Raw genomic sequence first — 23,883 nt, 5'->3', positions numbered from 1 at the left:
CCGCAGAGGTATCAATCAGATATTCCACTGCATTTGCTATGTAATTCGGTTAGCTGTTTGTCCAGTTCAACATCTATTTAATCACCAGATCTTCCGGATTTTGCTTGCAAGGCCACAATGTATGGATGACAACTGCATCGTCGATGAATTCATAAAAGAGAATGTAGTCAGAAACAATCAATCCCCTAACACCTTCAATAGAAGTCTTGATTCCCAGTTGTGGATGTTTGAGCAGTAAACGGGTGTTTTTAGTGAAAAGCTTATAGAGTTTTGTCGAGTAGGCTGTACTTTGGCTCCGTTCGGCATAAAACTCCATGATTTCGAAGAGTTTCCTCCGCGCCTTATGCGACCATATTATCTTCTTTTTCGCCATGCATCGTATTCGGTATCCAAGTCATCCTGGTCAACAAACCGGCCTCCCGCGATATCCTCGCGGGAAGCTTGGATTTCCTGCACCTGCGCTTGGATAAGGTTGATTGCTTGGGTTTCCGTTTTCGCATCCAAAATAGTTTTAATGGCTTCAAGAAACTGTACGTCGTCGATCTCAGCAATCCGATGAATCAACATATCCTTTAATTCCAGCGTACTCATAACGAAAAACGTTTATTACCTATCCAACACAAACTTAGATAAATTCCTTCTTATATGCAATTTAATCGCATTGCATATAAAAGGAATTTATCGGTCTCTCCTCTGCCATTGAGAGACAGCTTTTATAGAGGAAATATAGTACAAAATTGTCAAACCGTAAAATGGCTATTGTTCCATCTCATCTGCACTTGGCCCATAGCTTCCCGGTATGGGGATATCCAAGAGGCGCAAAAAAACGCCCAGTTGCGCCCGGTGGTGAATGGTTTGGGCAAAGGCGTGGCGAACCATCCCGTACTTCGTGGTATCCAGGTACACGGCGTCCCCGCCACGCATCACCCAAGGTTTGTCAAGCGCAGCTTCCGGCAAGCGTTGCAGCGCGGCCTTTCCGGCTTGATAGGATTTTTCGAACAAAGCCAATAACTCGGTGGTATTGGCAATGGAGGTAGGCTGATAGGCTCCCTCATTGAAATCCAGCTCGTCCTGATCCACGGCCAGCGCATACCATGAAGGAATTTCGGCCAAATGCGTAGCCAATTGTTTCAGTGTCATGCTTTTGGGGTGCGGAGCCCAATCGAATCGATCTTCCGGCACGAGTGCCAGCATCTTGCGGGTTATCGCTCCTTCGGTTTCCAGTTCGGTCAACAGTTCTTTAATGATATCCATCTTCATACATGTTTGTTGTTATTGAGGCAAATCTACCCACCTCCACTGACAGCCCTATGGCAGCGCGAAACAGCAAATTTAAACCAGTTCGGATTATTTCAGTATCTTGCCTCCCCAAGAAGGAAAACCATGCTGACGTTAGCAAATTTTGAGGATAAGGTAACCAAAGCTGCGTTAAAAGCCGGAAGGCTGATCGCTCAACGGGATGATTTCGATGAACTGGTCGAATACGAACAGGGTGCGTGGCTGGCCTTGGTCCGCGACCAGGATGTCTATCAGGTGGATATTATTTTGCGGGGCGATGCCATCGCCGTCCATGAATGCCAATGCGCCGACGGAAACAAATTGTGCAGGCATAAGGTTGCGGTATGGCTTGAGCTCCGCAGGCAAAAAGGTATCGCCGCCGGGGAACGCAGCCAAAAAACCACAGCCCCCAAGAAGCGCCGGAACCTCAAAAAGCTGGTGCAGGATGTCAGCCTGGAAGAGTTCCGCCAGTTTGTGCTGGACTATGCCGCCCGCCAAAAGGGGTTCAAAGCGGATTTTGAATTGTATTTCGCTGGCCGCGAAGGCAGCGTGGATGCAGGCCAGCACTACGCGGACGCAGCAAAAAAAATCGTCCAGAAATACACCCGCCGGGGGTTCATCGACTACCGGGCATCCGGCAGACTGGCCAAGGAACTGGGCAAACTCGCCTCGGACGGGAAGCAGTTGCTGGAAAGAGGGAATATGCGCGATGCGTACGCTTTGGTATCAGGGACCCTGCCAGCGGCAATGGGTGCCATCACGAAAAGCGATGATTCCAGCGGTTACCTCGGCACGGCTATTCACCTGTTGCTCGACTTACTGGAAAGCCTTTCGGCATCGCCCTTGGCGCCCATCGACCTCAAACAGGAGCTTTTCCGCCTGGTGAATCAGGAACTGCGCAACCCCATTTACCACGAGTACGGCGATTTCTATCCCCGGGCATTCGAGGTATTCAAACAACTGGCCTTACTGTTTGGTGAGCATGACGCTTTCCTGGGGCATGTGGACGAACAATTGCCGCTGGCTGCGGGTTACATAACGGATTACTTGCGGTCTTTCCTACTAACGGCAAAAATAGATTACCTGACGGAAATTGGCCAAGCGAGTGAGGCTGAGCGGCTGCTCAATGAACACCTGAACTTACCTGCCGTGCGGGTGAGAAAGCTCGAACGGGTACTGGCGACAAACGACTTCAAGCAAGCCAAGGCATTGATAGCCGAAGGCATCGCGTTGGCTGAGGCTGCACGGCATCCCGGCGTGACGTCTATCTGGGAAAAGCAGCTGCTCCGGGTAGCCCAATTGGAAAACGATCTGCCCGCCATCCGCCAGCAGGCCAAGAAACTCGCGCTGGACGGCCGCGGGCTATCGCCCGAGCACTACCACGCATGGAAGGCAACCTACCCGCCCGATGAGTGGACGGCGGTTATCAACGAACATATCGAAGCGGTGACCCGGAAGGCTACCGAACAGTGGATGGCCATGCCCGCGCATTACCGCACGGAAGCCCCGCTGCTGCTCATCCCGCTGGGCCGTATTTTTATTGAGGAGGAATACTGGGACCGCCTCCTGCTTGCCGTGCAGCAGGAAAACCGCCTGGATACCACCACCGAATACCATGAAGCTTTGCTGCCGTGGTATCCGGACGAGCTCTTGGAACTCTACATCCACCAATTGGAGGAGTTTGCCGACCAGGCCGGTAACCGCCGTCAATATCAGCAGTTAGTGGGTCTCATGTTGAAAGTAGCTGAAGACATCCCCGCAGGGAAGCCCCGCATAGCCGAGCTGGTGCAGGTGCTGTACCGACGTTACAGTTTCCGCAGGGCCTTGCAGGATGAACTGGTGAAACTGCTATCCGCCATCGGTTGATGAGGGACCGCCACAGACAACCCATGCGCAACGAATAGTCGATGGCGACGATGTACCACCGGTATCATGCATCACGGCATGGGCAGATCATGATGTTTACCGATTCTTGGGGTTGATGGCTTGCTCATCTATCCCGATACCGACAGAATTGACTACAAGCTGTTGGTAAATTAATTGCAGGAACTTATTGAAAAGGTGACGCGGATGAAAGAAATTGTGGAGCGGATTTGCACCGAAAAAGTCACATCAATTAGACGGTGAGTCATTTAATTTTTAGTAGCTTCGTGCTAAAGCAATGGAATATGGAGGCAATTATGATTCATCCGGAAAATGCCGAACAACTCAAGACCGTTAAATCAGTTTTGAAGGCGTTGAAGGTTCCTTTCGAACCGCAGTTCAGTACATTGCCGGATCATGTTATGGCCAGCATCGATAGAGGAATGGAGCAAGCTGCCCAAGGCAGAACCATTGGACTGGAGGCGTTCAAAAAGAAACATTTTTTGAAACGATAAGGTCAACAAGCTAGCTTGAACTAATACTAAACCAACCTAATGCAATACACACTCCGATTTACTCCCGAGGCGGAGGATACGTACGATTCACTATCATCACAATTAATTGATACACCACCCTGAATGGCCAGGGCGTTCTGTTCATTCACATCCACGTATAGCTACGGAGCTTGATGCTAACTCCGAGCGAGCTCCTACTGGACTTGAACTGGACTCGTACTGGCGCGGCCAGTACGAGTCCAGTTCAAGTCCAGTAGGAGTGCCGTACAAGTCCAGTCTGAGCTCCGAAGCCAAGCCAAGACGTGCAGCTTCACACTTTTTAACATCTACGCATCGATTTACCGGGTAGATTTGTATGTATGATCAGGAACTACCTCATAATCGCTTGGCGAAACTTATACAAGCACAAGCTACATTCGCTCATCCATATTGTAGGCCTGTCCACAGGGGTAGCTGCCTGCCTGCTGATTTTCTTGTTTGTACGCTATGAACTGACCTACGACCAGCACAACGAACACTGCGAGCGGATTGCACGGATAACAACCACGCTGCACACGCCCGAATCGGACAACCTGTCACTTGCGACTACTCCTTATCCCCTTGCAGACGCTCTGTTGCGGGAATATCCGGAGGTGGAAAACGTCGTACGCCTCGAAACGTCGCCCGCCACGGTAACCTACAAAAACGAGCTGATTACCGAAGCGGGTTTTTACCAAGCCGACCAAAGTATCTTCTCGATCTTTTCCTTTTCGGTCATAGCCGGAGCTGAAAAAGATGCCCTGACCAAGCCCAATCAGCTTGTCATCACCGAGCGTATAGCAAAGAAGTATTTCGGCTCAGCGGAAGAAGCCGTGGGAAACGTCCTGGTATCCGGCCAACAGCCCCTGCACGTCACGGCTGTGGTGGCCGACCTGCCCGCTAACTCCGATATCCGCATTGAGGGGCTGCTTTCGGCCAACTTCTCGGAAGTGACCAGTTGGATGGAAGATGATTTTCCGGTGTATACGTTTGTGCTTTTTAACGAAAAGCTTGACCTGCGGGGATTTGAACAAAAAGTGCAACGATTGGCCAAGCAATATGTACAGCCTGAGCTGGACGAGATGGGCGCCGTAGACTACCATGCCCGCTTCCTCGTGGAATCACTCGCTGACGTGCATTTCAGCAAAGGCAAACTACTGGACACGCCCAAAGGCAACAAACAATTCAACTACGTATTTTCGGTGTTGGCGCTTGTCATCCTAGTGATTGCACTCCTGAACTATATCAACCTGGCTACGGCGAAAGCGTCGGAACGAGGAAAAGAAGTAGGCATCCGTAAGGTTGCCGGTGCACGTCCGCTGGAGCTCGTCCGCCAATTTGTAATCGAATCATTTTTACTGATTGGGGTGGCATGGGCAGTGGCTATCGGGCTTATGCTGCTGTCCATTCCTTATGTCAATTTGTTGCTGGGCACGCAACTCTCCTTCCATTGGCAAGATCATGCCGTGTTTTTAGCTGGAACATTTATCGCAACCACCTTTTTCACATCGCTTTACCCAGCGTTCGCACTGGCTGGCTACCGCCCCGTTGATGTGCTGAAAGGAAACAGGAAAATCAGTTTAAAAGGGATATCGTTGCGTAAGGGTACCGTGGTCGTACAGTTTGCTGCCGCAATCGTATTGACCATCGGCACGTTGGTGGTACACCAGCAGGTGCAATACATCGCGAATGCCAACCAAGCGTTCAACACCAACCAAGTGGTCAGCATACGCGTTCCTACAGATGACGTGGACCGAAGTAACGTGAATGGCTTTTACGAAGCGCTCTGCCAACTGCCCGCGGTACAATCCATCACATCAGGAAACGGTGTGCAAGGCGAAGATGTGGCGCTGGCAACCACCTTGGCCAGCAATAATGGGGAGCAACGTCATCTGTTCTGCAATTATTTCTTTATCGATGCCGATTTCATTCCCTTTTTCCAGGTCCAGTTGCTGGAAGGCAGAAATTTATCAGATAGTCTCCCGACCGACAGAGAGGCCGCCTTTCTTGTGAATGAAGCGTTTGTACATGCCATGGGATGGTCCAACGCCAGCGCGATTGGCCAGCCCGTGGAAGGGTTTGACCGTAAGGGGAAAGTAGTCGGAGTGGTCGAAAACTTCTTTTACAAATCGATGCATAACCTCGTAGAACCGCTGGCGATGATTTACCACACCGGCGCCCCGTGGTTTATCTCCGTAAAAATATCGCCCAGCAACCTTCCGAAGGTAAAATTGCTATGGCAGCGTTTATTCCCCGACAAGGTATTTGACTACACGTTTCTGGATGAGGCCTATGCCGCTCAATACCGCAAAGACACCGTTACGATGTACCTATTTAGTTGTTTCACGGCTTTGGCTATCCTGATCGCCTGCCTTGGTCTATACGGGCTGGTGTCAATGATGACGGCCAGGCGTACAAAGGAAATCGGTATCCGAAAAGTACTGGGCGCGTCCGTGCGAGGCATCGTGAGCCTGCTGTCCAAAGATTTTGTGATGCTGGTGTTAGTGGCCGTAGCCACGGCCTGCCCCATTGCATGGTGGGCGATGGATAAATGGCTGGAGAATTTTGCTTACCGCATCGATATCCAGTGGTGGATGTTCGCTGCGGCAGGTGTGGCAGCCGTGGTGATTACGCTGCTTACCGTATGCGGACAGGCAGTGCGGGCGGCGACGGCCAATCCGGTGGAATGTTTGAGGGATGAGTGAAGTTCGGCCGCCGGCCTTCAAAATAACTCAGCTGGATTTATCGCCAAAAACGCTTCCCATGGAATACCAGAAGCACCCACCAGCAAGACTTTATCCGGATTAACGGCTTTCCGGAATGCAGGCATACTCGTCCCTGTTTGCGTTTTACCGCTTTTAACTTCGATTCCAATCACTTTCCCACGACGTTCCAACACAAAGTCAACTTCGTGACCACCCTCCCGCCAATAATGTACGTTATAACCTCCTGAATAGGCGCTATTGATCAAATGGGTACCCACGGCCGATTCGACCATATGTCCCCATTTATCCGGAAGCTGGCGGACTTCGCCAAACTGTTCGTCCCGCTGCGCACTGATTAGGGCCGTATTGTGTACCTGGAATTTGGGGCTGGACGACCGCTTACGGATCAGTTTTGGATCAAACTTCTCCAAGCCGCCGAGCAAACCAGCCGTATTCAGCAAGTCCAAGTAGTGTGCCAAAGTCGTCGTGTTACCGGCATCGACGAGCTGCCCCAAGATCTTGGAATAGGCCATAATTTTTCCGGAATACAGACATCCAAGTTCAAACAGCCGTTTCATTAAGGCGGGCTTATCCACGCGGGTCAACATCAGAATGTCCCGTGAAATGCTTGTCTCAATCAGCGAATCGTGCACATACCGTTTCCAACGATCCTCGTCATCGGTCAGCACAGCAGCACCCGGATACCCGCCGAACCATACATAGGTCGATGCATCCCAACCAAATGCATCCTGCATCTCCCCAAAAGACCAGTGGCCAAGGTAAGACGTTTCAAACCTACCCGCCAACGATTCTGTCAGGCCTTGTTGTAATAAGAGCCGAGAAGACCCCAACAGGATTACCTTGATATTCCGTTGCTCACGGGTATCCGTATCCCATAGTAGTTTGACCGTCTCACTCCAGTTTGACACTTTCTGAATCTCATCAATGACTAATAAAAACTCGTCAGCTTCCTGTTGAAGCATCATTAACCTCGCAGCCTCCCATTGTTGCTCCAGCCAAGTGATGCCTGCAGCCGGCACCGCATCGGCCGTAACAAAATGAAAGGGGTACGTGTATCCTGTCGTCAATTGACTGACCAGTGTCGTTTTTCCTACCTGACGCGGCCCCATAATCACTTGAATAAACCTGCGCGGCTCATTTATCCTTGATTTAAGCACTTGTAAATAAGGCCTTTCAAACATATCTTGGAATTAACTCAATATAATGAGTAAAATTACTCAATACATTGAGTAATTACAACATCCGCTGATTAAAAAAAATCCGAGCAACCGCGGCAGCCTCACTTGGTCCATACAAGTTGCGACTGCGTTGGAAAATCAAGCAGATTATTTTTTCACAGAAGCGGACATTAATCTGAAAATTACCCATATCTGCCAATTCAGCCTTTATCAAAAAAGACTTATCCGGCATCCACGTGGACATCAGGATGTACAGGTTATCGCCGGTTACGGACAACGGGTGGAAGTAAGAACTGTACAAAAGTCTCGCCCGCCATCGGCCTTCCCGTCACCCGGGGCGATACGGCTGACATTACGGATGAAAAAAACCTAACGATTGTCAATATTCAGGGAGGTTCATTAGACACGTTTCCATCTCGGTAATGTGCAGTCAGCACCAATTTGAACGCCTCGGGATCAGACGTTTGGATGGCGTATGTCAACACGTAGGATGATTCAAGCTCTCGGCGATAACTACCAATCAAATAGCCCTGTTTAGAATAATTGATCTAAAGTTTTAATGATTTCTCATTTTTTTTATCAATATTTACCGCCAGAATACTCACGCAGCAATTATAAACAAATGTATCGTCAAAAATCAAGTTAACCACCTTAATTCAGTGATTTCGTTTTTCATTATTTTGTAGATAGAATGGTTTTGAGGATTTATCTTCGAAGTGGTTCAACTCTTTTTCGTTAAAGACAAGCAGTCCAAAAGACATTTAGGGTAGACTAACAACAATTAGAATCTAATGAACTGCAAGTACACAACTTACAAAAACAGGAAAAAGAAAGTTGCATTATGCCATTTATTCCTACCAACAGACAAGGCTTCCCAGCCGGCTCAGTTCAGGCGATGGGGTCTCAATGGCGTTTTTTGTTTGTTGACATAGCGAGTATAATACTGTTAAAAGCTTAAATCAGTTAAATAGAATATTCATAGAGATAACCAAACTCCATTATGACCGCATTTCAAGAGCCGGACGATAACAGAGCGCTATTGCTTAGACTGAAGGAGGGTGATGAGGGGGCATTTGAAATCATTTATCGTAAATATAGCATGCGGGTATTCACCTATATCCTGAGGTTAGTCAAGAGCCAAGAATCAGCAGAAGACGTCCTGCAAGAAGTGTTCGTTAAGGCCTGGCAAAGCCACACAACTATCGATCCTGCAAAGAATTACCAGTCTTTTTTATTTACCGTAGCAAAGCATACCGTCTATAATTTTATCCGAAAGACCTCCTTAGAAACCCAAATCGCCGCTTATATCGCATCGCAAACTTCAGAACTCTATCAGCATGTTGAAGAGCATCTTTACTTCAGTGAAAGTAAAGACGCGATACAACGTGCCATAGATTGCCTCCCGCCTAGACGAAAGGAAGTCTATATTCGCTGCAAAATCCAAGGGCTCAGTTATCAGTCCGTAGCTGAAGAGTTCGGCTGTAGCGTCGCAGTTGTAAACGCCCACATCGTTAAAGCAACCAAGGCGATAAAAAGCCACATAGGACTCACCCAGCAAACCATCCTACTCGCTGTCTCGTTAGCACTTATTTCATAAAAAATCGCAACGGAGGTAATGACTACGGTGTGTGCCGTGTATTACATAAAAAGCCGTTGTGAAAAGAGACGAATTAATCGAATTATTTTATAAATACAGACATAACCAATGTTCTGCGGAAGATGTCAAAAGACTGATACAGTATATTAAAAGTGATCATGACCAGGAGTTTGTTCAGCGTCTTTTAGATAGTGCTTCTAACGATGGATTTTCAAATGCTGAAATTAGTGATCCACTTATCCAAAAATCGCTCAATCAAGTTTTTTTTAAAATACAAAAACATAAGAATAAGCCCACTACCGTCCCTTTTTATCGTAAGCGACCAATTCAATGGAGCGCTGCAGTTCTTTTGATTGGTATGTTTTTCACGATTTGGTATGTTGGCAGAAATCCCATTGTAGAGGCTCCCAGAATCGTTGATTTAGAAACACACGATATCGCACCGGGAGGGAATCGTGCAAAACTGACGTTAGCGGATGGCCGAACGATTACCTTGAGTGAAGAACAAACTGGTATTGTTATTGGCAAAGAGCTTATAACTTATACTGACGATAAAAACGCACCCCCGTTATGGCGCCAATCTAATGTCACTGACGGAGCGGCAGAATTAGCTATTACTACGCCGCCGGGCGGCACCTATAGGGTTACGTTAGAAGATGGCACAAATGTTTGGCTCAATGCATCTTCAACGCTGACCTACCCTTTACACTTTTCCGAAGAGGCGCGGTATGTGAAGCTTTCAGGAGAAGGGTATTTTGACGTACAACCTGATCCGAATACCCCCTTTTTTGTAGAAACCGGAAACCAAGTGATAAAGGTATTGGGCACCGAGTTTAATGTGATGGCTTATCCTGATGACGAGGAAGTTAAAACCACACTGGTAGAAGGCTCTGTAGAATTATGGACCGGAAGTCGTGTTACATCGCTAAAGCCTAGCGAACAAAGTTCTTTTAGTAGGGACGGAATCCATATTCGAAGCGTGAATGTAGAGACATATGTGGGATGGAAAAAAGGAGAATTTGTCTTTAGTGGCGCGCAATTTCAGGAGGCGATGAAGCAACTGGGGCGTTGGTATGATATAGCTGTTGTCTACGACGGAGAGGTGCCCGTAACCCAATTTTACGGCAGCTTTAGCCGAGATTTGCCCTTATCCGCTACATTGGAAATTTTAAAAGAGGCAAATATAAACTTTTCTGTCCATCAAACAGGCGATAGAAAACAGCTCATAGTCAAGTCGCAAAAGAAATATAAACTCGATTAAATTGACACAAGTATTACATTAAAAATGGAGGTTCTATGACAATGAAGAAAGCGTAGCCTTTTGAAATGTAAAACTAACATACAAAAAAACCGGAAAGTGTTGGTACCACAATCCGGCAATGTTTGTGTGTTAGTTAACGCTACCAACTTTAATAGAGATAGTTGAATGAAATCAGTTAAATTATAACACCAAACACCACAAAATTATGATTTTTTATCCAGGTGTCAAATGCCCATTTTGGCGATTGGCTAGCCGATTATTATTCGTGATGAAACTTTCCGTTTTTTTGACTTTGATAACGGTACTACAGTTGACCGCTGGGAGCAAGGCCCAAACCATAACCCTTACCGTAATTAATAAACCGCTTACCCAGGTGATGGAAGAGATCAAGAAGCAAAGCGGTTATCATTTTTTCCTACATGGGGAAGATTTAGCGCACATGCCGATAAATGCATCATTCCGTAACATAGACTTGCAAGATGCGATGAATGCGCTCACGCAGAATCGAGGTATTGAATGGTCAATCAAAAGCCAGGTGATCATCCTTCGGGCTGCGGTGCCCAACGAGATTCCTAAATCCACTGCCGATTCTGAGATTGGGCCGCAACAACGCACTATAACGGGAAGGGTTACCGATGAGCGGGGTATGCCGCTCCCAAGTGTTACGGTGAAATTTGCAGGTACGACGATAGAGACAGCGACAGATGATGAAGGCAATTATCAACTCCTTGATTCGTATGATGCGAAGATGGTCGTGTTTTCCTTACTAGGTTATGAGACATCAGAACAACTGATCGGAAACCGATTAATAATTAACGTCCAGATGAAACCCTCATTAAGCGATTTGGATGAGATAGTCGTCATCGGATATGGAGCGCAAAAGCGGGAGATGGTCACCAGTTCTATTGCAACGGTCAAATCAGACGAGTTTAACAAGGGCGTAATCAGCGACCCGTTGACCCTCATAGCCGGCAAGGTCTCCGGCTTGTCAATTACGCGACCCAACGGCGCAGATCCAAACGCAGAAGCTGACTTTTCGCTACGGGGGGCCGTGTCTGTGGAGGGAAACCCCCAGCCATTAATCGTTATAGATGGGGTGCCAGGGGCGGATATTCGCTCCATTGCTCCGGGAGATATAGAGTCTTTCGATGTGTTGCGCGATGGCTCGGCAGGCGCTATTTATGGGTCGAGGGCCAACGCAGGAGTAATCATCATCACCACAAAAAGAGGAATTCCCGGTGCTACACGGGTGAGTTACTCAGGATACGCATCCACCGAGACCATTGCAAAGAAATATGATGTGCTCACGGGCAACGACTTCAGACAGCAGCTCATCGCATTGGGCGGCGATATCAGCGCCCGCGATAAAGGCAGTGACACCGATTGGTTTGAACAATTGACACGCACGCCCACCAACCACGGGCACAATCTATCACTAAGCGGGGGATATAACAAAACCACATTCAATGCCACGCTAAATTATCAAAAATTCGAAGGGATTGATCTAGCAACAAGGCGTGAACTCATCAACGGTCGCCTGCAACTGAACACGAAAGCGCTTGACGACAAGCTCGACTTTTCGCTGATGCTTGCCAACTCATACGAAGACAAATCCTTTGCTCATTACTATGGTTTTGGTCAGGCGCTTAAAATAAACCCCACTTATCCGGTTTACGATGAAAACGGTGACTATTTCGAGTCTCCAGAATTTGGCGATCAATGGAACCCATTGGCAGACACCCGGCTTACCACCAATGACCAAAAAGAAAAACGGCTCCTGGGCACGGTAAACCTAAAATATGCAATATTGCCCTCGCTAACCGCCGGAGTCAATTATTCGCTGACCAAAACCGATTTGCTGGGAGGCAGCTATACCAATACTGCGTTACGGTGGATGCAGACCAGCGGTTTGAACGGACAGGCTTCCCGCAGCGTAGATAATACCACAAATAATATTTTGGAGACCACACTGGCGTTTACCGAAGATTTCGACGATCATCACGTAAACGCGGTAATAGGGTATTCCTATCAAAATGAGTTCAATGAAGGGGTAGGCGCCGGAAACAACAACTTTCTGACCGACGTCTATCTCTACTATAATCTCGGCGCTGGGGGTGCATTATTCAATTATACTCCCGGAGCGCAGCGTGGAGGTGTTTTTGTAAGCAGTTATGCGCAAGAGCAGACCTTGCTTTCTTATTTTGCCCGTGTTATTTATGATTATAAAGATCGTTACCTGCTAAACGGTTCGATAAGACGGGAAGGTGCGTCCAAATTTGGGGATGACCATAAGTGGGGAACGTTCTGGGCATTATCGGGTGGATGGATTCTCAGCCGCGAAGCATTTATGGACGGTGTTGACGTTGTCAAAAACCTGAAGGTGAGGGCTGGTTATGGAGTGACCGGCAACCAACATAGCTTACAGCCCTATCAGTCGTTGGCCACAATCGGTCGACTCGGACGTGCTTACTTAGGTATACCCGGCAGTGGCTATTGGCTGGACACGTACGGGCCTGATATTAATTCCAATCCCGATCTCCGGTGGGAGACCAAAAAAGAATTAAATGTCGGTGTCGATTTCACCTTGTTCAACAATGGATGGTTGAACGGCGCTTTTGATTATTACAATCGGAAAATCAGTGCGTTGGTAGGCAATTATTACGCGCAAGTACCCGCCGCTATTTGGCCGCTGATATTTGCCAATGCCGGCGAACTGGTCAATGAAGGTTTGGAACTCACACTAAATGGAGCACTTATCAAAAACGAATCATTTGATTGGCAGTTGACATTGGTAAGCGCGTATAACCGCAATGAGGTCACATCAATCACCAGCGAACAGTTTCAGGGCACAGCCCATGATGTTTCCGACATTGGTATCGGAAACATCCAACGGATCGTGAACGGTCAACCCATAGGTGTCTACTACGGTAGGCGGTATGCAGGTTTAACGGATGACGGTAAGTGGCTTTTTCTGAATCGTGCCGGTGAGTCAGTCACCGCAGATCAGATCAGCGGCGATGACTATGCTTATTTGGGTAACAGCATTCCGAAATTCAATTTATCGCTTACCAATAACATCACGTACAAAAGGTTTGACCTTTCGGTGTTGCTTCGTAGTGCATTGGGATTCAGCGCAGTCAATGCCAACCGTATTTTCCATGAAAACCGGACAGCATTTCCCAGCAGCAACGTATTGCGAACAGCATTCGACTCTCCACTGAATGATGCGCCACTTTTTTCAGACTACTACCTGGAAAACGGCAGCTACCTGAAAATCGATAACGTGACGCTTGGTTATTCCATCCCGGTCAGAGCAAATTCGTATCTACAAAGACTAAGGGTATCGGCCACGGCAATGAACCTTTTCACCATCACTGGCTTTTCAGGAATGGATCCGGAATTAGGCATTAATACATTCAACTATCCCGGTATCGAACAAAATTCCAACTACTATCCGCGTACGCGCAGTTTCACTTTCGGAGTGGCCGCTGATTTCTAATACCATAACAAGAATAGTCATGAACCATCATGATTTATTCAATCACACAGAGGAATGAATAAATCTGATAGCTTCATCACCTTAAAAACAAATTATATACTGATGAAAACTGCAATAGTTAAAAAATGCGGCTTTTTCGCCGCAGCTACGATAACCTTGATGTACATGTCGTCATGCAGTGAGCTGGATGAGAAAGTATACAGTAAAGACACATCATCCAATTTTTATTCAACACCCGGTCAAATCATAGCTGCTTGGAACCTGCCTTACAGCTTTTTGCAAGGGATAACCTATAGTGTGCATTTCGCAATGGAGGAATTCCCAACGGATGAGGCGGCTGCAACGACCAAGTCTGGCCAAGGCTATGAAAACGGTACGTGGGAACGCTTTCACAAGCACACCTGGACATCGCAAGAACCGTTTATCAAGTATGAGTGGAGTAATATTTTTCAGGGAATCGGCTATTGCAACAGTTTTCTGGACGCAATGGAAGACAGGGATCTGAGTAAATTTCAGCTGCCCGTTAGCAAAGAGCAGATGGTTGCGGAAGTCAGGCTGATGAGGGCGTTCTACTATTATTGGGCGATCAATGCCTTTGGAAACGTACCTATCGTAACACAGGTGGGGATACCGTCGAGTCCACAGACGACACCTCGGGCTGAAGTTTTCGAATTTATCGAAACCGAAATCTTGCAAAATATCGATCAGCTTGGAGAGAAAGGCGATCCGATGTGGTATGGACACTTCACACGATCTGCAGCCAGGGCGCTACTCGCCAAATTGTATCTGAATGCCGAAGTTTTCTCGGGGACGCCCCGCTGGGAAGATTGCATCGCCCAGTGCGATGCCCTTATCAATGATGGTTTTTATTCACTCGATGAGACATGGGATGCTCCTTTCATGGCATATAACGATAACAGCTCAGAAAATATCTTTGTAGTCGTATATGATGCCAATAATGCACCGGGATTCAACGCGCACGAACAGCAGCTGCATTCCGCTCATAACCAAACATATAACCTGTTATACTGGCCTTGGAATAAAATTGTCACCCAGGAGTCGTTTTACAGGCTGTACGGTGAAAACGACTTCCGTATTAAGCAATGGCTGGTAGGCCCCCAATATTATACCGGAAACGGCCAACAGCAACCAATTTATGGGTGGGACGGCCAGCCCCTGGTCATCACACCAGAGATCACCCGATTTGTCAATATGGCAGGAGGCGACGGTCAGGGCGTGCGTAATATCAAATACGAAATAGAAACCGGTGTTCAAGCTAATATGAACAATGATCTGGTCATCTATCGCCTCTCGGATATTTATTTCATGAAGGCCGAGTGTATCATGCGGCTAAATAACGGCGTTGCCACAGCAGAAGCGGTCGATCTCATCAATGAAGTAAGGGCACGGAGTTTTGCCGGCGGCGATCCCGATGCATCTTATACCATCGCCACACTGACGATGGACGAGCTGCTGGACGAACGCGGACGCGAATTTGCGTACGAGATGAAACGCAGGGAAGATCTGATACGTTTCGGCAGGTTCACTGATGCCTGGTGGGAGAAAGCAGCGAGCGACAAAACAAAGCAGTTATATCCAATCCCACTTGAGATCTTGACAACAAATCCGGGCTTGGTACAAAATGACGGCTATTGAGCGCATAATTAACTGAATAACTAACTAACTGAATAATCATTATTGCATGCATCAGCACATCAAATCTTGTTTCTGTATTGCCCTATTTGGCGTCTTTTTTTTGTTTATGAATTCCTGTTCGGAAGGCACCAGGCCGGATTTTAATGGTTGGAAGGTCGCCGGCGGGAATGCGACATTAAACAAATACTCCACGCTTGACCAGATTGACACAACCAATGTACACTTGCTTGAAATCGCATGGCAGTATCATACCGGCGATGCGGACACGGCTGCGCATTCACAGATCCAATGCAACCCCATCGTTGTCGATGGCATATTATACGGCACTTCGCCGCAGCTGAAATTGTTTGCCATTGACGCCGGTACGGGCGAGGAAAAATGGACCTATTCACCTTTTGAAACGATCGAGGGCGACCGCGAGAGTCATTTTGGACTCAACAACAACCGAGGGGTTGCCTATTGGACCGATGGCAAAGGAACCGGACGGATATTTTACGGTGCCGGACCTTTCTTGCATGCGGTTGACGCCGAAACCGGTAAACCGGTTGAAACGTTTGGTGTCAATGGCAAGAAAGATTTGCATGACGGTCTTGGAGAGGAATTTGCCGATCTGTTCATTACCAACACGTCTCCGCCTTCGATTTATAAAAATCTAGTGCTCTCCGGTACCCGAGTATCAGAAGCCATGGATGCAGCCCCCGGGCATATCCGGGCATACGATGTACATACCGGAGAAATCAAGTGGATGTTTCGTACCATACCCCGCGCAGGGGAGCCTGGGTCAGAGACCTGGGACGATCAGGAGGTACTGAAATGGACCGGTGGGGGCAATAACTGGATGGGGATGACCGTCGATCACGAGCGCGGAATCGCCTTTGTGCCCACTGGATCGGCCGCGATGGATTTCTATGGAGGCAAACGTACCGGCTCAAACCTGTATACTGACTGTTTATTGGCGCTTGATGCCGCTACCGGCAAGTTACTTTGGCATTTCCAATACATCCACCATAATACGTGGGACTGGGACCCTTCGTCCGCACCAGTACTTGTGACGGTCAAGCATGATGGCAAAGACATTGATGCCGTAGCGCAAACCACCAAAACAGGCTTTGTTTTTGTCTTCAATCGCGAAACCGGCGAATCACTTTTCCCGATAGCGGAAATGCCGGTTGATACGGATACCGAATTGGAGGGCGAAAAGCTGTGGCCTACCCAACCGTTTCCGCAGAAGCCCGCTCCTTTTGTCCGCCAGTCATTTACCGAAAAGGACATCAATCCCCACTTATCCAAGGAGGAGTACGAAGATGTACGACAGCGGCTTTCATCCTACAAAACCGGAAAAATGTTTCTGCCCCAATCTAAACAGGGTACCGTTATCTTTCCTGGATTCGATGGCGGCGCTGAGTGGGGCGGACCGGCAGTGGATCCCACCACGGGTATTCTCTATGTCAACGCAAATGAGATGGCATGGATATTGGAAATGTGGGAAGCCGACGAGGAAGAACAGCAAACCCGTACTTATAAAGAGGCCGGACAGGCCCTTTATCAGCAAAACTGCATGTCCTGCCATGGAGCGGACCGCAAAGGTAGCGGCAACTATCCAACGCTGATTGATATCGGTGCTCGTTATGATACCAAGACATTTACCGAATTCATCGAGGTGGGCCGGGGAATGATGCCGGCATTCCGGCATCTCGGGGGCGAGGAGAAGGAAGCAATTGCTGCTTACGTGCTAAACCTGCACGATGATCTCAAAAAGCCCTTTCAAAGAAAAGAGGCCTCGCCGATAGAGGCGTTTCGCAAGCTCCCTTACAACATCTCGGGGTATAATAAATTTTTAAGTAAAGCGGGGAATCCGGCCATTGCGCCACCATGGGGTACGCTGAGCGCCATCAACTTGCATACCGGCGAACTGGTGTGGAAAACGGTACTTGGCGAAGAAGCTTGGCTCAAATCGCAGGGCGTGGAGGTGACCGGTACGGAAAACTATGGCGGCCCCGCCGTTACCAAGGGCGGTCTCTTGTTTATCGGTGCCACCAAGGACGGCAAGTTCAGGGCCTTCAATAAGCGTACGGGCGAGTTGCTCTGGGAAACCACACTGCCGAATGCGGCCTTTGCCACGCCGGCAGTTTACGATATAGGGGGCAAACAATTTGTCGTGATCGCTTGTGGTGGTGGCAAGCTGGGCACGAAATCCGGTGACTCATACGTTGCGTTTGCTTTGCCGGATAATGTAATGAAACAATAGCATGGGATTACTTCACCGTCAGAGCCGCAGGGCGTTTATCCGTTCAACAGCAATGCTGTCGGGAGCGATGCTGTCGCAACCCCTGCTTTCAGCCGCGGCTAAAGGTCAGAAGACCGTATTGAGTGGGCATCTATGGGTATACGCAAGCCGGTTCCCGCCGGACTGGGATTGTACGCCGATTCTTGACGAAGTGTTCAGCGAACTGAGTAGTGCAGGCCTGCAGGGTGTAGAACTCATGGAGTCCGTCCTCCGGCGGGATGATGCCGTTCCCCGGCTAAAAGCGTTGGTTAGCAAGTATACGCTTCCCGTTACAGGCACCTCGTATTATGCCGACATGTGGGATGCCTCGCAGCGACAGCGAATACTGGAAGATATGGAGATTGTCGTCATGCGTCTTGCGAAATTAAAGGCTGCGCATATAGGATTGTCGGTGGGTGATGCCGGCCGCCGAAAGACGGACCACGAGCTGGACGCCCAGGCGCAGGTACTGGGTGACGTGCTCGATATCTGCAAGCGCCACGGCGTACAGCCCAACATGCATAATCATACCGTAGAGCTGATGGATGACGGGCGTGATCTGAAGGAGATGATACGCCGGGTACCCGACCTCAAACTAGGGCCGGATATCAACTGGCTGATACGGGCGGGCGTAGACCCCGTTGCTTTTATCTACGAGCATGGGCATAAAATCACATACCTGCACCTGCGCGACCAAGACAGCACCGGGCGATGGACCGAAGCAGTAGGCGACGGCGTGACCGATTTCCCCGCAATTGCCAATGCATTGCGCGAGGTGGGATTCACAGGAGATGCCGCAATAGAGCTTGCGTTTGAGGGCACACCCACCGCGCCGGTTAAAACCAGCTGGGCACGGAGCCGCCGGTATGTGAAGTCGATTTTTAATTGGTAGTAGAAAATGAATATGAACATAACAGGAGATAAGGAAGGCCGGTCAATTAGCGTACCCCAAGTGAATGTAGGCGCCAAGGACAACGTTTACGATGCCATTGTAATCGGATCAGGAATTTCGGGAGGATGGGCCGCAAAAGAACTGTGTGAGAAAGGACTTAAGACATTGGTGTTGGAACGAGGCCGAAATGTTGAGCATGTCAAGGACTACCCAACGGCCTACCATAATCCATGGGAGCTTCCCCACCGCGGTTACGTGCCGCAGAAGGTGCTGGAGGAAAATCCGATAGCCAGCAGCTGCTATGCCTTCAACGAATCCACAGCACATTTCTTTGTGAAGGATAAGGAGCAGCCCTATACGCAGGTCAAGCCGTTTGACTGGATACGTGGTTACCAAGTAGGAGGCAAGTCGTTGTTGTGGGGGCGGTGGACGCAGCGGTGGAGTGATCTGGACTTTGAGGCCAACGCCAGGGATGGCATTGCCATAGATTGGCCCATACGTTATAAAGACATTGCGCCTTGGTATTCCTACGTAGAACGTTTTGTTGGGATCAGCGGCAACCGGGATGGTATTCCCCATCTACCTGATGGCGAATTTCTGCCACCGATGGAAATGAATATTGTGGAGAAGCACTTGAAAAGACGCATAGAGGAAACATACCGAGACAGACACGTCATCATATCCCGGACGGCCAATTTGACAAAAGGCCTGCACGGCCGGGGGCCGTGCCAGTACCGTGATCTTTGCGCACGTGGATGTCCGTTCGCCGGCTACTTCAGCAGTAATTCGGCCACGCTTCCGGCTGCTGCGGCCACGGGAAACTTGACACTGAGACCATTTGCTGTTGTCCATTCATTGATCTATGACGATGAGCGGCAGCGCGCTACAGGTGTACGGATTATTGATGCCGAAACAAAAGAAACATTTGCGTATTATGCCAAGGTCATCTTTATAAACGCAGGTACACTCAATACTACCTTGCTGCTAATGAATTCCATCTCTTCGCGGTTTCCAAATGGCTTTGGAAACGATAGCGGTGTGCTGGGACATTACCTGATGGACCACAATTACCGTGGACATGTAGAGGGGCAGTTTCATGGGTTTCAGGACCGTTACTACTACGGCAGAAGACCAACTGGGATTTATATACCCCGGTTTCGTAACGTGGGTAACGATGTTCAGCAACGCTACATACGTGGTTTTGCTTTCGCTGCCGGCGTGACGCGCAGAAGTGGCAATGTCCGGGAAGATTCAATCGGAGCGGCATACAAAGATTCACTTACTGAGCCGGGCGTCTGGGATGTTTGGATGAACGGAATGGGGGAGTGCCTGCCAGATTACGATAACTGCGTTACGATGAGCCCTACGAGAACAGACATGTGGGGCATGCCAGAACTCGAAATTGATTGCGAATACAAGACAAATGAGTTGGCCATGCTGGATGACATCCTGAATTCAGGGAGTGAGATGCTCGAAGCAGCAGGTTTTTCCAATGTATATGCATACGACTCGAATCAGCATCCCGGACAAGGCATCCATGAAATGGGGACTGCCCGGATGGGGCGCGATCCGAAGACCTCGTTTTTAAACAGCAATAACCAGCTGTGGGCTTCGCCAAATGTATTTATTACGGATGGTGCTTGCATGACCTCAAGCGCTTGCCAGAACCCCTCCTTGACCTATATGGCGCTAACCGCTCGCGCGGTGGACTTTGCAACGTCCGAGCTGAAAAAAGGAAATATTTAAACATAGATACAATCATGAAAAATCTAAGCACCTATCACGTTGGTTTACTGCTTATGTGTATTACGGGCATGGGATGGTTATTCGCTGGATGCGATGGGAAATCAGGAGGTTCTGATGCACCGCTGGTGGTGTTCGTAACGGGAGATCATGAATACAGTAGCGAATTGACGATGCCGCTGATTGCTGCTGAACTTGAAAAAAACTATGCTATGCGGACATTGGTGTTGAAGTCCCATCCGGATCACAATGCCGAAGAGGATATACCTGGCCTTGAGCAACTTCAGGATGCCGATTTGGCGGTTTTCTTCCTGCGTTGGCGGCGCCTACCGGCTGAGCAGTTGAAGCACATTGAGGACTATCTGACGTCCAAGCGCCCGGTGATCGGCTTTCGCACGTCCACACACGCATTTAACTATCCGGTGGGCCATCCACTCGAAAAATGGAATGCGTTCGGTGAACTTGCATTTAATGCACCTCCGGGGTGGGAAGGCGCAGCCAACCACGTTCATTACGGACACCGTTCGAGCACAGATGTGCGTGTGATACCAGCGGCCCGAGATAACCCGCTCTTGATGGGAGTCGATTCGTTGTTTCATGTACGATCGTGGCTTTACAACGTGCTGCCCCAATACCCGGTAGCCGGTTCGCAATGGCTGTTAATGGGCCGGGCAGTTGACCCGGAAGACGAAGCAGTGGATAATCCGGTGGCTTGGACGGGTGTCAATTCCTTTGGCGGTAAGCTTTTTATGACTACGCTTGGCCACCCGGAGGACTTTGATGTTTCAGCGGTTCAACGGCTGGTTGTCAATGCCGTGCATTGGGGCTTAGGCAGGCCCGTACCCGAAACGTGGGCTGGCCCATTTGCTATGAATGTGACGTACGATTCGCACGAATAAGTCCTCGCCGCATTTTATACCGCAAAAGCAATGAACTAATTACAAATTATTATAAACTAATGCTAAAGAAACTACTTGATAGATTCGCTTCATGCCGGTACCTATACACGCCAGCACGTGGCCCTCTTTATATAATACTCCTATTGGTATCTGTTGGCCCCAATTTTGGTTTTTGCAATTCGATCACCATCAACAAAGAAAATGCCGTTGTCTGGTTGCCCAAGCAAGACATCTATGGCTATGCGGAAGGTTTCGGGGGTGCAGACCTCACCGTACACCACAATGATTCATCATTTACCATAAGGGCTTTACCCGATGGCACGTTTTCGTTCCTCGTAGAAGTCGTGGAACGAAGCGTTATCTCCGTGTCGGCTCACAAAGATGGCCAGACCTATCGCTCTGATGCACTGGTGCTCAAGCTTGGCTATGCACCTTTTCCGTTGGTCCGCCCGGTAGCTCAGGTAAGGGGTGATACGGTGATCTTAAGTGCGGAAGTCATCGAATCTTTCCCAACACCGGTTTCTTACCGTTGGGAGGCTGCATCCGGCAATCCTGCTACCTGTGCCATCTACAGCGCACACGACGGCGAGGCGAAGGTGCGTATACCGGATCATTTGGGAAATTATTATTTCAATCTATGGGCGATACGCGGTAACGATTCGTTGCGTTTCCAGACCTATGTCACTCGAAATGCTGACGGCATCGCTGCATTTGAATTATTTAAGACCAAGCCTGCGTGGCTGGAGCAGGCGATTGTCTATCAGGTTACCCCTTCCGCTTTTACCGAAGGGGGAAGCCTGGCGGATGTTACTGCGAAGCTGGACGAGATCGCCCATTTGGGGATCAATACGATTTTGCTTCAACCGGTGTTCTCCACCCACGATGGCGGCCAAGGGTATGACATCATTGACTATTTTTCAGTACGCGATGATATCGGCGGTGAAAGCCAGCTGCAGCAGTTCATTGCCCAGGCCAAGAAAAGGAAAATGAGGATAGTACTGGATTTTGTTCCGAACCATACATCCGTGCACCATCCGTATGCACAGGATGCAATTACCCACGGTGAACGTTCACATTATTATACGTTTTACCAGCGCGAGATGGATGGTGCGCTCTACGGATCGAATTACCACCGCGATCCAAACGGATTTATCTATTATTTCTGGGAGGGCATGATCAACTTGAACTACCATAATCCCGAGGTACAGCGGTGGATGATAGCCGCTTGTACCCATTGGGTGCGCATGTTTGATATTGACGGTTACCGTTTCGACGCCATCTGGGGCATAGCCGCGCGCAATCCCGACTTTCCGAAACGCCTGGTTGCTGCACTGAAGAGCGTCAAACCCGATCTGTTGTGTCTCGCCGAAGACAAAGCATCAGTAAAAGAACCGTTCCAAATGGGGTATGATGCCGCATATGACTGGACGACAGATACCAGCTGGGTATCCCAGTGGTCATGGGAAACAAATCATCACGAGCGCCGCAGCCAAACGGTGTTCAACTACCCCACTGAAAACAGGAGGACAACGCTTTTGAGGAATGCGCTGTTTAATCAAAAAATGTATGGGCCGACAGTCCGGTTTCTTGAAAACAATGATCTGCCATCATTTTTGTCTTCCCACAATCTGGAACAGACGAAAATGGCAGCAGCCTTGCTGTTTTCATTGCCGGGAATTCCAATGGTTTACAATGGGCAAGAAATTGGAAATCTTAACCACCCATATGATGATAAACCGATTTTCCGTTTGGGATGCACCATCAGCAAGTTGGACAGCGTGGGGTTGTTTCCATTTTATACCAAGCTCGCCAAGTTGCGGACAGAACATGCCGTGTTGCGAAGCGAAAATATGAGGGAATGGGACCCTTCGCATGTAGCAAGCCTATTGTGTATTTATCGGTGGACAGATACACAACACGCTTTTACGATAGTTAACCCACATGAAAACGCTTCCGCATTCCAATTTGAAATCGATGCATTAACGTCTATTGCAGACAACGCCGGCAACCTCAGCTTGATAGATCTAATGACCGACGAACGCTTTACTTCGATAGAAGGTAACGATAGCCGATTTTTGAATATACCGATACCCGGCTATACTACCAGGATATTATATCTTTCCAAATAAGCGAATTGATTTATTCCTTTAACAAAACAAATGATCATCGGTTGGCCGATGTTAAAGAAATAGCAATCATTACGTTACATGATTTATAACGTATCATACCGGCTTGATGGTTTTTCTTACCGCTCTACAGGTTTATTTCTACCCAACATCTATGGTGGCATAACTATCCCTGTAGACAGCCGTAAGGGGATATTAGTTAGCCTTTACAACCTTCCCCAGACACCCCGCCCCCTTTTGGACGGGATGGCCGTAGCAAAGCCCGGATAAACGAACTCACGCTTAACGTGGCAACCAAATTGCGTGCGGATGAGCTTTACCTGATTGCCAAAGCCATTGATATGGACCCGTGCGAGCTGCTCACAC

General features: G+C 48.7%; 17 protein-coding genes. 13 read left to right on the top strand and 4 right to left on the bottom strand.

All coding sequences use genetic code 11. The features are described 5' to 3' along the window. Positions 1-73: 73 nt before the first annotated feature. The 3 genes from JHJ32_RS14585 to JHJ32_RS14575 all read right to left on the bottom strand — a co-directional run bounded on the left by JHJ32_RS14585 (position 74) and on the right by JHJ32_RS14575 (position 1,254). Complete coding sequence (locus tag JHJ32_RS14585; protein WP_233632670.1) at positions 74-316, bottom strand: type II toxin-antitoxin system RelE/ParE family toxin; 243 nt, start codon at positions 314-316, stop codon at positions 74-76. Positions 317-354: 38 nt separating this feature from the next. Continuing rightward, positions 355-591 (bottom strand): hypothetical protein, encoded by a 237-nt coding sequence (locus tag JHJ32_RS14580; RefSeq protein WP_079717881.1) that lies wholly within the window; start codon positions 589-591, stop codon positions 355-357. 165 nt (positions 592-756) lie between these two features. Continuing rightward, a complete protein-coding gene (locus tag JHJ32_RS14575) occupies positions 757-1,254 on the bottom strand; it encodes a DinB family protein (protein ID WP_200121458.1) in 498 nt (165 codons plus the stop codon). Positions 1,255-1,383: 129 nt separating this feature from the next. Here JHJ32_RS14575 and JHJ32_RS14570 point away from each other — a divergent pair, with 129 nt between their 5' ends. The 3 genes from JHJ32_RS14570 (at position 1,384) to JHJ32_RS14560 (ending at position 6,379) form a co-directional block, all read left to right on the top strand. Next, positions 1,384-3,144 carry an SWIM zinc finger domain-containing protein gene (locus JHJ32_RS14570; protein WP_200121437.1) on the top strand — a complete coding sequence of 587 codons (1,761 nt, stop codon included), beginning with the start codon at positions 1,384-1,386 and terminating at the stop codon, positions 3,142-3,144. 302 nt (positions 3,145-3,446) lie between these two features. Next, the gene (locus JHJ32_RS14565) at positions 3,447-3,656 is read left to right on the top strand and encodes a DUF2683 family protein (protein ID WP_079717883.1); all 210 of its coding nucleotides are present in this window, start codon (positions 3,447-3,449) and stop codon (positions 3,654-3,656) included. Between the two features lie 359 nt (positions 3,657-4,015). Next, positions 4,016-6,379 carry an ABC transporter permease gene (locus tag JHJ32_RS14560; protein ID WP_200121436.1) on the top strand — a complete coding sequence of 788 codons (2,364 nt, stop codon included), beginning with the start codon at positions 4,016-4,018 and terminating at the stop codon, positions 6,377-6,379. Between the two features lie 17 nt (positions 6,380-6,396). On the opposite strand, the gene JHJ32_RS14555 is transcribed toward JHJ32_RS14560, so the two are convergent. Continuing rightward, positions 6,397-7,509: an ATP-binding protein gene (locus JHJ32_RS14555; protein ID WP_233632669.1), complete on the bottom strand. Its 1,113-nt coding sequence runs from the start codon at positions 7,507-7,509 to the stop codon at positions 6,397-6,399. A gap of 1,108 nt (positions 7,510-8,617) precedes the next feature. Between JHJ32_RS14555 and JHJ32_RS14550 the strand changes: the two genes are divergently transcribed. The 10 genes from JHJ32_RS14550 (at position 8,618) to JHJ32_RS14505 (ending at position 23,787) form a co-directional block, all read left to right on the top strand. Beyond that, a complete protein-coding gene (locus tag JHJ32_RS14550; RefSeq protein WP_200121434.1) occupies positions 8,618-9,175 on the top strand; it encodes an RNA polymerase sigma factor in 558 nt (185 codons plus the stop codon). Between the two features lie 58 nt (positions 9,176-9,233). Next, positions 9,234-10,436, top strand: a complete 1,203-nt coding sequence (locus tag JHJ32_RS14545; protein ID WP_200121433.1) for a FecR family protein — start codon at positions 9,234-9,236, stop codon at positions 10,434-10,436. A 286-nt stretch (positions 10,437-10,722) separates the two neighbouring features. Next, entirely contained in the window at positions 10,723-13,935 is a 3,213-nt protein-coding gene (locus JHJ32_RS14540) for a SusC/RagA family TonB-linked outer membrane protein (protein ID WP_200121432.1), read from the top strand. 102 nt (positions 13,936-14,037) lie between these two features. After that, positions 14,038-15,591 carry a RagB/SusD family nutrient uptake outer membrane protein gene (locus JHJ32_RS14535; RefSeq protein ID WP_200121431.1) on the top strand — a complete coding sequence of 518 codons (1,554 nt, stop codon included), beginning with the start codon at positions 14,038-14,040 and terminating at the stop codon, positions 15,589-15,591. Positions 15,592-15,697: 106 nt separating this feature from the next. Next, the gene (locus JHJ32_RS14530) at positions 15,698-17,839 is read left to right on the top strand and encodes a PQQ-binding-like beta-propeller repeat protein (protein ID WP_200121430.1); all 2,142 of its coding nucleotides are present in this window, start codon (positions 15,698-15,700) and stop codon (positions 17,837-17,839) included. A gap of 1 nt (position 17,840) precedes the next feature. Beyond that, positions 17,841-18,749, top strand: a complete 909-nt coding sequence (locus tag JHJ32_RS14525; RefSeq protein ID WP_200121429.1) for a sugar phosphate isomerase/epimerase — start codon at positions 17,841-17,843, stop codon at positions 18,747-18,749. A gap of 6 nt (positions 18,750-18,755) precedes the next feature. Further along, complete coding sequence (locus JHJ32_RS14520; protein WP_233632668.1) at positions 18,756-20,495, top strand: GMC oxidoreductase; 1,740 nt, start codon at positions 18,756-18,758, stop codon at positions 20,493-20,495. A gap of 14 nt (positions 20,496-20,509) precedes the next feature. Next, the gene (locus JHJ32_RS14515) at positions 20,510-21,391 is read left to right on the top strand and encodes a ThuA domain-containing protein (RefSeq protein WP_200121428.1); all 882 of its coding nucleotides are present in this window, start codon (positions 20,510-20,512) and stop codon (positions 21,389-21,391) included. Between the two features lie 59 nt (positions 21,392-21,450). Next, the gene (locus tag JHJ32_RS14510) at positions 21,451-23,520 is read left to right on the top strand and encodes an alpha-amylase family glycosyl hydrolase (RefSeq protein ID WP_200121427.1); all 2,070 of its coding nucleotides are present in this window, start codon (positions 21,451-21,453) and stop codon (positions 23,518-23,520) included. Between the two features lie 78 nt (positions 23,521-23,598). Further along, entirely contained in the window at positions 23,599-23,787 is a 189-nt protein-coding gene (locus tag JHJ32_RS14505; RefSeq protein ID WP_200121426.1) for a hypothetical protein, read from the top strand. Positions 23,788-23,883: the final 96 nt, after the last annotated feature.

Source organism: Parapedobacter sp. ISTM3 (assembly GCF_016533505.1).
GTDB lineage: Bacteria > Bacteroidota > Bacteroidia > Sphingobacteriales > Sphingobacteriaceae > Parapedobacter > Parapedobacter luteus.
Note: the sequence above shows the minus strand (reverse complement) of the source record. Positions and strands in the feature narration are given on the sequence as shown.

Bases quoted from the DNA above. Each gene is read 5' to 3' on its own strand.
- JHJ32_RS14585 (WP_233632670.1), bottom strand. From the start codon at position 316: ATGGAGTTTTATGCCGAACGGAGCCAAAGTACAGCCTACTCGACAAAA.
- JHJ32_RS14580 (WP_079717881.1), bottom strand. From the start codon at position 591: ATGAGTACGCTGGAATTAAAGGATATGTTGATTCATCGGATTGCTGAG.
- JHJ32_RS14575 (WP_200121458.1), bottom strand. From the start codon at position 1,254: ATGGATATCATTAAAGAACTGTTGACCGAACTGGAAACCGAAGGAGCG.
- JHJ32_RS14570 (WP_200121437.1), top strand. From the start codon at position 1,384: ATGCTGACGTTAGCAAATTTTGAGGATAAGGTAACCAAAGCTGCGTTA.
- JHJ32_RS14565 (WP_079717883.1), top strand. From the start codon at position 3,447: ATGGAGGCAATTATGATTCATCCGGAAAATGCCGAACAACTCAAGACC.
- JHJ32_RS14560 (WP_200121436.1), top strand. From the start codon at position 4,016: ATGATCAGGAACTACCTCATAATCGCTTGGCGAAACTTATACAAGCAC.
- JHJ32_RS14555 (WP_233632669.1), bottom strand. From the start codon at position 7,509: ATGGGGCCGCGTCAGGTAGGAAAAACGACACTGGTCAGTCAATTGACG.
- JHJ32_RS14535 (WP_200121431.1), top strand. From the start codon at position 14,038: ATGAAAACTGCAATAGTTAAAAAATGCGGCTTTTTCGCCGCAGCTACG.
- JHJ32_RS14530 (WP_200121430.1), top strand. From the start codon at position 15,698: ATGAATTCCTGTTCGGAAGGCACCAGGCCGGATTTTAATGGTTGGAAG.
- JHJ32_RS14525 (WP_200121429.1), top strand. From the start codon at position 17,841: ATGGGATTACTTCACCGTCAGAGCCGCAGGGCGTTTATCCGTTCAACA.
- JHJ32_RS14520 (WP_233632668.1), top strand. From the start codon at position 18,756: ATGAATATGAACATAACAGGAGATAAGGAAGGCCGGTCAATTAGCGTA.
- JHJ32_RS14515 (WP_200121428.1), top strand. From the start codon at position 20,510: ATGAAAAATCTAAGCACCTATCACGTTGGTTTACTGCTTATGTGTATT.
- JHJ32_RS14510 (WP_200121427.1), top strand. From the start codon at position 21,451: ATGCTAAAGAAACTACTTGATAGATTCGCTTCATGCCGGTACCTATAC.
- JHJ32_RS14505 (WP_200121426.1), top strand. From the start codon at position 23,599: ATGATTTATAACGTATCATACCGGCTTGATGGTTTTTCTTACCGCTCT.